This window comes from Bacillus sp. SIMBA_074 (assembly GCF_046534555.1).
Lineage (GTDB): Bacteria > Bacillota > Bacilli > Bacillales > Bacillaceae_G > Bacillus_A > Bacillus_A mycoides.
Genome location: NZ_JAWRYM010000083.1, coordinates 1 through 656, shown reverse-complemented (window position 1 = coordinate 656; position 656 = coordinate 1). Strand labels below are relative to the sequence as shown.

Here is a 656-nt window from a genome sequence, read left to right as displayed (position 1 = left end):
AACACGGGCGCTACTGGTGCTACCGGACCTAGAGGTAACACGGGCGCTACTGGTGCTACCGGACCTAGAGGTAACACAGGTGCGACCGGTGCTACTGGACCTAGAGGTAACACGGGCGCTACTGGTGCGACCGGTGCTACTGGACCTAGAGGTAACACAGGTGCGACCGGTGCTACCGGACCTAGAGGTAACACAGGTGCGACCGGTGCTACCGGACCTAGAGGTAACACGGGCGCTACTGGTTCCACTGGACCTCAAGGTCTTCAAGGTAACACGGGTGCTACCGGTGCTACTGGTTCCACTGGACCTCAAGGTCTTCAAGGTAACACGGGTGCTACTGGACCTCAAGGTAACACAGGTGCTACTGGTTCCACTGGACCTCAAGGTCTTCAAGGTAACACGGGTGCTACTGGACCTCAAGGTAACACAGGTGCTACTGGTTCCACTGGACCTCAAGGCGTTCAAGGTAACACTGGTGCTACCGGTTCCACTGGACCTCAAGGTGCGCAAGGTAACACTGGTGCTACCGGTGCCACCGGACCTCAAGGTGCTCAAGGTAACACGGGTGCTACTGGTTCCACTGGACCTCAAGGCGTTCAAGGTAACACAGGTGCTACTGGTTCCACTGGACCTCAAGGCGTTCAAGGTAACACAGG

At 57.2% G+C, this 656-nt stretch carries 1 protein-coding gene; it reads left to right on the top strand.

Annotation, left to right across the window (positions count from 1 at the left end; all coding sequences use genetic code 11):
- Nucleotides 1-656 (top strand): collagen-like domain-containing protein (locus tag SB773_RS29880; RefSeq protein WP_486304299.1); only part of this gene is annotated, 656 nt, incomplete at both ends.